This window comes from Streptomyces dysideae, from assembly GCF_001514305.1.
GTDB lineage: Bacteria > Actinomycetota > Actinomycetes > Streptomycetales > Streptomycetaceae > Streptomyces > Streptomyces dysideae.
In genome coordinates this window covers 1-7,446 of the sequence record NZ_KQ949157.1, presented here as the reverse complement: position 1 = coordinate 7,446, position 7,446 = coordinate 1, and the positions used below count along the sequence as shown (strand labels likewise).

At 65.3% G+C, this 7,446-nt stretch carries 10 protein-coding genes; 8 read left to right on the top strand and 2 right to left on the bottom strand.

The features are described 5' to 3' along the window. Positions 1-491: 491 nt before the first annotated feature. Positions 492-881, top strand: a complete 390-nt coding sequence (locus AQJ91_RS47900) for a very short patch repair endonuclease (RefSeq protein WP_067036611.1) — start codon at positions 492-494, stop codon at positions 879-881. Between the two features lie 9 nt (positions 882-890). Here the strand turns inward: AQJ91_RS47900 and AQJ91_RS47895 are convergent, their stop codons facing one another. Beyond that, positions 891-1,949: a DNA cytosine methyltransferase gene (locus tag AQJ91_RS47895; RefSeq protein WP_067036608.1), complete on the bottom strand. Its 1,059-nt coding sequence runs from the start codon at positions 1,947-1,949 to the stop codon at positions 891-893. Between the two features lie 215 nt (positions 1,950-2,164). Between AQJ91_RS47895 and AQJ91_RS47890 the strand changes: the two genes are divergently transcribed. After that, positions 2,165-2,860 carry an HNH endonuclease gene (locus AQJ91_RS47890; RefSeq protein ID WP_324618071.1) on the top strand — a complete coding sequence of 232 codons (696 nt, stop codon included), beginning with the start codon at positions 2,165-2,167 and terminating at the stop codon, positions 2,858-2,860. Here AQJ91_RS47890 and AQJ91_RS47885 read toward each other — a convergent pair. Further along, complete coding sequence (locus tag AQJ91_RS47885) at positions 2,857-3,489, bottom strand: ATP-binding protein (RefSeq protein WP_067036602.1); 633 nt, start codon at positions 3,487-3,489, stop codon at positions 2,857-2,859. The genes AQJ91_RS47890 and AQJ91_RS47885 overlap by 4 nt on opposite strands. 218 nt (positions 3,490-3,707) lie before the next feature. Here AQJ91_RS47885 and AQJ91_RS47880 point away from each other — a divergent pair, with 218 nt between their 5' ends. The 6 genes from AQJ91_RS47880 (at position 3,708) to AQJ91_RS47855 (ending at position 7,401) form a co-directional block, all read left to right on the top strand. Then, positions 3,708-4,553: a helix-turn-helix domain-containing protein gene (locus AQJ91_RS47880; RefSeq protein WP_067036599.1), complete on the top strand. Its 846-nt coding sequence runs from the start codon at positions 3,708-3,710 to the stop codon at positions 4,551-4,553. Next, positions 4,554-4,757, top strand: a complete 204-nt coding sequence (locus AQJ91_RS47875) for a DUF397 domain-containing protein (RefSeq protein ID WP_067036596.1) — start codon at positions 4,554-4,556, stop codon at positions 4,755-4,757. A 215-nt stretch (positions 4,758-4,972) separates the two neighbouring features. Further along, positions 4,973-5,713, top strand: coding sequence for a DUF6879 family protein (locus tag AQJ91_RS47870; RefSeq protein WP_067036593.1), 741 nt, complete (start codon positions 4,973-4,975; stop codon positions 5,711-5,713). Beyond that, positions 5,710-6,558 carry a helix-turn-helix domain-containing protein gene (locus tag AQJ91_RS47865; protein WP_067036591.1) on the top strand — a complete coding sequence of 283 codons (849 nt, stop codon included), beginning with the start codon at positions 5,710-5,712 and terminating at the stop codon, positions 6,556-6,558. Before AQJ91_RS47870 ends, AQJ91_RS47865 begins: the two co-directional genes overlap by 4 nt. A gap of 88 nt (positions 6,559-6,646) precedes the next feature. Next, entirely contained in the window at positions 6,647-7,105 is a 459-nt protein-coding gene (locus AQJ91_RS47860; RefSeq protein WP_067036588.1) for a hypothetical protein, read from the top strand. Further along, complete coding sequence (locus AQJ91_RS47855; protein ID WP_067036585.1) at positions 7,102-7,401, top strand: hypothetical protein; 300 nt, start codon at positions 7,102-7,104, stop codon at positions 7,399-7,401. The genes AQJ91_RS47860 and AQJ91_RS47855 overlap by 4 nt, the downstream gene beginning before the upstream one ends. The last annotated feature ends 45 nt before the right edge of the window (positions 7,402-7,446 follow it).

Here is a 7,446-nt window from a genome sequence, read left to right as displayed (position 1 = left end):
GACAGGAAGAGTGACATCCTCATCGCCGATGACGGAAACCGTCTCGTGGCTGCACTTTCCTCGAAATGGACTTGGCGTTCCGATCGCGGCGCTGAGGCTGCCCAGATGGTACCGCTAACCCGATACCGGCCCGACGTTCCATATGCCATGGCGACAGCAGAATTCCCACGGGCCGCGAGCGTCGCGCGTGAGAGCGTAGAGGACAGTACGTACCACTTGTGTCCTGGATGGGTCGGAGCTTGGATGGCAGTGAACGAGCTACCTCCCACTGCTTCCCCACACGATCACTGGCCAGACCTGAAGTCACTTCGAAGTACGGGCATCGCCCGTGCTGAAGTGCTCTCATTGAAAGGCCTTGACGCGCTTGTTGATGATCTTCGAAACAGCGGCGACATTCTGTGAGTAGTAACACGAACAGCACGAACCTGTCCGATGACGGTTGGGAACCACCCGTCGGCTCTTGGGCATCCTCGGCCGCTCGCCGCCGGAACATGCAGGCTATTCGCAGCCGTGACACCAAACCGGAACGTCTGGTCCGGAAGCTGCTGCACGCCCAAGGACTGCGCTATCGAGTGGCGGCCAAACCCCTGCCCGGTCTTCGCCGGACAGCAGACATCGTCTTCCGTCCCGCGAAGGTAGCCGTGTTCATCGACGGCTGCTACTGGCACGGCTGCCCAGAGCACTACGTGCCGCCCAAGACCAATCCTGGTTACTGGTCGGACAAGGTCGCACGGAACATGGCTCGTGACCGGGACACCGACGAACAGCTCCGGGCGGCCGGCTGGACCGTGCTCCGATTCTGGGAACACGATCCAGCTGAGGAATGTGCTGTGAAGATCGCAGCGACGGTCAGCCGCCTGAGGAAATCCAGGGAAGGCTAGGAGCCCGCCTCAGCCTTGCTTCGCCGCCACCCTCTCGGCCTCGAACGCGGCGTAGATCTGGTCGCCGACAGCCTGCGCCACAGGCGGAGGGAAAGCGTTGCCAACCTGCCGGTAGGACGCAGTCTTACGACCGGAGAACTTCCAAGCCTTGGGGAACCCCTGGATCAACGCTGCCTGGGTCACCGTGAGCTTGGGACCCGCCGACGCGAAAAGATCGCGCTCAGGGTCCGTCATCTCGTGAGGCTCGTTGGCGACCCCCAGCCCGCACACGCCAAGTTCCGCCCAAGCCCGCTTGGCCCGTGTCGGGCCGAGGTCGGCACCGCCGTGCTTCTTCGAGCCGCCGACGACTGTCGGGGCCACGCCTTCCAGCGCCTTCTCGTACCAGTCCTTGAAAGCCTTCTCAGCCCTGGGGTCGTTCGCTACAGCGTCGTACCGCTCGCGCATCGAGTCCTCGAGAGCCTCGCCCACGGTGATCACCTTGGTCTCTGCGGGCTTGTGATGCTCGAAGTAGCGGGCGTACTCCGGCTTCATCGCCACCAAGATGGCTCGGGGGCGGAGCTGCGGCACGCCATAGTTCTTGGCCTCCAGGATGTCCCAGTAGCACTGCTCGTACCCCATGGATTCCAGCCGCTTGATGATCTCGTTGCGGTACTCCTCGAACTTCGGATCAAGGAGTCCGCGCACGTTCTCGATCATCACGGCCTTGGGCTCAAGGTGATCGACGAGATCGAGCATCGTCGGGAAGAGGTCTCGCTCGTCGTCGCGACCGAGCTGCTTGCCTGCCGCCGAGAAGGGCGGGCAGGGCACCCCGCCGGCCAGCAAATCAAGCTGTCCAGGCTCCAGCCCCAGGATGGCAGGGTCGAACTCTCGCAGGTCCGCCTCGATGACCTTGCAGCCGCTCCACTCCGGGTTGCCCTCAGTGTTGGCCTTGAGGGTCTTGCAAGCATCCTTGTCGATCTCAATGAGCGCGACATGCCTGAAGCCCGCGTTGTGCAAGCCGACAGCCTGCCCTCCAGCCCCAGCGCAGATTTCCACCGAGGTGTACCTGAGTTCGTTCGTGCGGGTCATGCCCCCTCCTTACAGCCGTACAGCGGCAGACACATCTTGCAATCCACCATCACTGAGGGTGACAGACCCCACTGACAACGAGACCTCCCCAAGTGTGCAGCACGCCCAACAGTTCGCTGAACGCACCCTCCAACTCGCCGAACACTCATACGATATTGCCCATGCGGATACCTGCCTGGACTGAGGACGAACTCCTGCTCGCAGGAGCGCTGGTCGTGAAGAACACCTGGCGGGACCTGCGCATGAGCGACCAGAAGGTCCAGGAACTGTCGGAGCTGCTGCGCTCGCTGCCGATCCACACTCCGGAGGCACTCGGCCTTCCCGGATTCCGGTCCGTCGGCAGCGTCAGCCTCAAGACCACGGACTTCATGACGAATCACAGGCTGTACTCCGGAAGAGCCACAAATTGTGGCAAACCAACACAACTCATGATCGAAGCGTTCACGGATCGTGAGGCTGAGATGCTTCAGGCCGCCCAGGCTCTCGAGGAGGGCATCGCCTCGGGCGAGCTGCACCGCATCCCCAGGCAGCCCGACGAAATCGACGACAGGGGGTCTACCGCGATCGAGGGGCGCCTCCTCGTCCGCCGTGCGCTTGCCCGTGAGCGGGATCCAAAGCTCCGCACGCGGAAGATCAGGCAAGTGCGGCGAAGCGGGCGCCCGCTTCGGTGTGAGGTCTGCGACTTCGATTTCGCCCGCGCCTACGGAGAGCTGGGCGAGGGCTACATCGAAGTGCATCACGTCACTCCCCTTTACATCTCCGGAACCCGGGAGACCAAGCTCGACGACCTCGCGTGCCTGTGCGCCAACTGCCACCGCATGTGCCACAGGAGCCGTCCCGGAGAATCCTGGCGCACGCCGACCGCCCTCCGGGAGCAGATACGGAAGTCTGCAAAGGCGGCCGCTCACTAGGCCGCGGCCCCTTCGGCTTCGTAATGCATCTGAGCGCGGTCGAGGATGTCGTCCGGATCATGGCCGCGCGCAGTGGTCCAGTGAAGCAAGTCCGCGATCAGCTCGACCGCCGATTCCTCGAGACCTGCCTTGCGCCCCCTCCCGGGCAAGGCGATACCGCCGCTGGCCCCCTGATACTGCTCAAGTGCCTCAGCGGCCCTCGCAATGCGTCGGCATGCACGCCCCGTTCCGGTCGAAATCTCGCACCAGACCGCCTTGCCCGCTGCGGTGAGCACTGTGCCCCAGTCCGCTGCCAGCGCAGCAAGCAGGTGCAGACCCCGGCCGCACTCCTCGTCGCAGTCCGCGGCACTGACCGCCGGCACCGCCTGACTCTTGTCGTGCACTTCGAGGCGGAGCCGCTCTCCCCTCCACTCAAGGATCAAGGTCGCTGATGCGCCTTCGCCGACATGCTTGACGACGTTCGTCGCCAACTCCGTGACGAGCAGCTCGGCTTCATCTGCGGCCACGGGCATGCCCCACCGGCTGAGCTGCTTCACGGTGGCTCTCCGCAGCAGGCGCACTTCCGCCGGCGCCGCCTCGAAAGGCAGTACACAGCGGAGTCGGGGTTCGGTGACGTCGTAGCCAGGCATGACCGCTCCTCCCTTCCAAGCCACGCACGTGCTGCGCCTGCCGTGTCCGTACGGCTGCACTGCGTAGCGGTCTGCGATCGAGCATGGCACAGAGAACTCTCACCATGTAACTTCTCACGAGAATCTATCGGGTGAATCTGATGGTGAGCCGACTTCTGTGCTGCCTAGCCTGATGGGCACCCCCGGGCCTGCCGCCCGGCGCATGGCGAAGGAGCCGCATGTCTGAACGGACCACAACCCGCCGCCGCCAACTGGGCGCGATGATGCGCAAGTTGCGCGCCCGGAAGGGGATGACCCTTGAGGAAGCCGGGCGGCTTGTGGGCGTGTCCAAGGCGACGGTGAGCAGGTACGAAACCCAGGCCGGGCCCGTCAAGTGGATCGTCGTCGATGCATTGTGCCGCGAGTACGGGGCAACTGAGGCCGAACGTAAGGCCGTTGTCGGGCTGGCCAAGGACGCCAAGCAGCAAGGCTGGTGGAGTTCCTTCGCCGACTCCATCCCGGAGAGCATGAACCTGATGCTCACGCTTGAGGACGAAGCCGTACGCGAGAGTCACTTCTCCTGCGTCTACGTGCCAGGTCTTCTGCAGACACGCGCCTACAGCACTGCACTGCAGAAGGCCAACGAAGTGCCCCTGGAACCGGCGGAGATCGAGCGGCTGGTCGACATCCGCATGAAGCGGCAGGAGATCCTCAACCGTCCGAAGCCGCTGCACCTGTGGGCGATCCTCGACGAGTCCGTGATCCGCCGCATTGTCGGATCACCTCAGGCCATGAAGGAGCAGCTCGACCGACTGCTCGAAGCGAACGACTCCCCTCACATCACTCTTCAGGTGCTGCCCTTCTCCAAAGGAGCCCACGCCGCGGCACTCGGAAGCTTCGTCATCATCGGCGGCACCGAGCCGGCTCTCGACGTGGTGTACGTCGACTTCCACACCGGTTCCCTGTTCCTGGAGAAGGACGAAGAGCTGGAGCGATACAGACTTGCGTTCGAGTACCTCCGGGCACAAGCGTTGGACATGGAGGCTTCCTCCGCCATGATCCATCGCGCCCGCAAGGAGCTGTGAATGTCCGTTGGCTCTCAGCCCGTCTCCGATCCCGTCTGGTTCAAGTCGTCTTACAGCGGCGGCAACACGACCGAGTGCGTGGAAACCGCCTTCATACCGGCTGGTGTACTCGTACGAGACTCCAAGCGGCCGGAGCAGCCATACCTCGTGATCTCGGCAGAGGCATGGGCCGACTTCTTGGCGGGCACCCAGTGTTCCGGTTGAGGGTCCGCTGAGTGGCGGATCGGCAGCCGCGCGCACTCGCGTCGATCACCACGGCCCGACGGCGCTGGGGTGACCTCGTTGTGGCATCGCGGCACCCCTCGCTTGGTTGCTCGCAATCCACACCCATGGCAAGAGATGCGCAATATGCCGCAATCCTCAAGAGCGCCCGAGACCGCACCCGCATCCTGAACTCCCCAGCGAAAGCGGAGGGCAACATGACGCTCAGGTTCCTCGGCACGACCAGCGACGACGGCGACTGCCCCACCCTCTACGACGTCGAGGGAACGGACGAGATCCTCGTCCAGGGCGAGCGGGAGACCGACCCGGAGCACCTCACCCAGCTCCGGGACGTCAAGGAGTCCGAGACCTTCGTCCGTATCCCGCGTAGCCTGCTCACCCGATACGCGCCCAGGAGCGACGCACCCGAGCTTCAGCCGTTCTCCTCGATCTCGCACCTCTTCCGGGACTTCAAGCACACCGCGTGGCGTCTGGAGACGCGCCGCGGCTATGCCTCCGACCGCAACAGCCCCAAGTGGCCGCTCTTCCTCGCGGGCGAGGACATCGCCCGCGGCCCGGACAACGCCTGGCGGGAGAACGTCCGCACACAGACCGCGCAGGGCAAGCGGTTCGAGCGTGTGCGTCTGGTTGATGAACCGCCCACGCAGGGACAGGAGTTCCTCCTTGCCAGTGCGTCCAGCAACGTGGCGGCGGGCGAGGACATCCGGAACCTGACCCGCGCCCAGGCGCGACAACTGCGGCTGCCGGACCACGACTTCTGGCTCTTCGACTCCAAGATCCTCGCCCGGTTCGCGTTCGACGACGAGGACACCACCCTGGGTGTGTACGTCACCCAGGAGCCGGCCGAGGTCCTCGCCGCCTGCCAGGTCCGGGACGCCGCCTGGCATCACGCCGTGCGTACCGAAGAGTTCGCCGGCCGGGTACGTTCCACCATGTGAGCACGGACTACCAGACCGCCAGAGAGGCCCTCGGCGCGCGGCTTCGGGAGCTGCGCACCGAGGCTGGTCTGGACGGCAAGGACCTCGCCGCCAAGCTCGGTTGCCAGCCGTCGAAGGTCTCCCGGCTCCAGAACGGCAAGCAGACCCCGTCCGCAGCCGACCTGACCGCCTGGGCGCAGGCCTGCGGCCAGCCGGATGTCGAAGGTGAGCTCCAAGGGCTCCGCGCCGGACTGGAGTTGAAGCAGCGGCACCGCTCCTGGCGCCGCCAGCTGGCCGGCGGGCACCGTGGCCGCCAGGAGATCGCCGTGCGCCAGACCGAGGCCACGAAGGCGATCCGCGGGCTTGAGGTATCGCGTGTTCCGGGACTGTTCCAGACACCGGAGTACGCCCGCGTCATCTTTGAGACAAACGCCGAGTTCCGAGGTATCCCGCCTACCACGGAGGCGGCCGTCGAGGCCCGGATGCGCCGCCAGGAGGCGCTGTACGACCCTGATAAGTCATTCCGGTTCCTGGTGTGCGAGGCAGCCCTCTATCACCGCTCATGCCCCATAGACGTGATGGCTGAGCAACTGGACCGGCTCTACATCCTGGTAGGCCAGCGCCGGATTGAGCTCGGCATCCTTCCGTTCGGCACCCAGCTGCGCCGTACGGCCCCGCACGCCTTCTGGATCTACGACCGCAGGCTGGTCATCGTCGAGACGATCAGTGAAGAGCTCTGGCTCACCGGCGAGGACGACATCCAGCTCTACGAGCGTGCGTGGGACTGGCTCGCGGAATCCGCCGAGTACGGGGCGCCGGCACGCCGTCTGATCGGCCGGGCAAGGGCGTCTCTGGACCTCGCGTAGGCAATCAGCCGCAACCACGGCAACCTCGGTGCGCAATCAGCCGCAATCGCCGAGCAGGCCCGCCATCGCACTGCCTAACGTCCTGGTCATGGCCACGAAGCCCGCCCAGTCCACCCTGCAAGCAGGCCAGGACTGGCTCCTCTCCTGCACTCGTAACCCCACCGCCGCGTGTCGCGCGTGGGCTGCGAACGAATTCGCCCGGATCGCCAGCGGCGAGCACTGGCGCATAGCCGAGGGCCCGTTGCTTCAGTCCGTCAGGACCATGAAACGCGTTGGCAGCCAACGACTCGGCCCTGTCCTGGCGGATACGTCGACGGACCGGATCTGGTGGCTTCTGCCGCCGGACCTCAGTGCCGAACTGGACCACGTATCGCAGCTGACCGTGCACCCGCCCGGCTGGCCGCTTCCATGCCCGCCGGTCCTGCACGCGATCGACGAGCGCATGTGGCTGGAGCGTCCGGACGGATCTGGACGCCTCACCAACCCAGCAGCGCTCGGCGTCGCATTCGGCCTGAGCGGACGGCTCCCCGCGGACGAACCCGGATGACGACCACCACGACTTCCCCCGGAACGGGGATCGCCGAACCCGATGCCCCGCCGCTCGGCGAGCTCCTCGCACGGTCAGCGGCCAATCTGCGCGAGCGCGCCGCCGTACAGGCCCTTGTCGAAGAGGAGAATCTGCTCGCCCTGGACAACGTCCGCTCAGCGCTCGTGACGAAGGCAGACGGCGTCATGACGTGCCGATGGGAAGCCACAGCCAGACGCCTCTACACGCTCGGGCTCGACGAAGACCCCTCTCTGTCAGCCTGTGGTGAGACGCCCCGCTTCGGCGGGTTAGCCTGAGAGGGCACGACAGGAGAACCACCCCCTCATGACCAGCACCAAGCT

What these genes read in the sequence shown, in the direction of transcription:
- AQJ91_RS47880 (WP_067036599.1), top strand. Translation starts at nt 3,708, where the DNA reads ATGTCTGAACGGACCACAACCCGCCGCCGCCAACTGGGCGCGATGATG.
- AQJ91_RS47875 (WP_067036596.1), top strand. Translation starts at nt 4,554, where the DNA reads ATGTCCGTTGGCTCTCAGCCCGTCTCCGATCCCGTCTGGTTCAAGTCG.
- AQJ91_RS47870 (WP_067036593.1), top strand. Translation starts at nt 4,973, where the DNA reads ATGACGCTCAGGTTCCTCGGCACGACCAGCGACGACGGCGACTGCCCC.
- AQJ91_RS47860 (WP_067036588.1), top strand. Translation starts at nt 6,647, where the DNA reads ATGGCCACGAAGCCCGCCCAGTCCACCCTGCAAGCAGGCCAGGACTGG.
- AQJ91_RS47900 (WP_067036611.1), top strand. Translation starts at nt 492, where the DNA reads ATGCAGGCTATTCGCAGCCGTGACACCAAACCGGAACGTCTGGTCCGG.
- AQJ91_RS47885 (WP_067036602.1), bottom strand. Translation starts at nt 3,489, where the DNA reads ATGCCTGGCTACGACGTCACCGAACCCCGACTCCGCTGTGTACTGCCT.
- AQJ91_RS47855 (WP_067036585.1), top strand. Translation starts at nt 7,102, where the DNA reads ATGACGACCACCACGACTTCCCCCGGAACGGGGATCGCCGAACCCGAT.
- AQJ91_RS47895 (WP_067036608.1), bottom strand. Translation starts at nt 1,949, where the DNA reads ATGACCCGCACGAACGAACTCAGGTACACCTCGGTGGAAATCTGCGCT.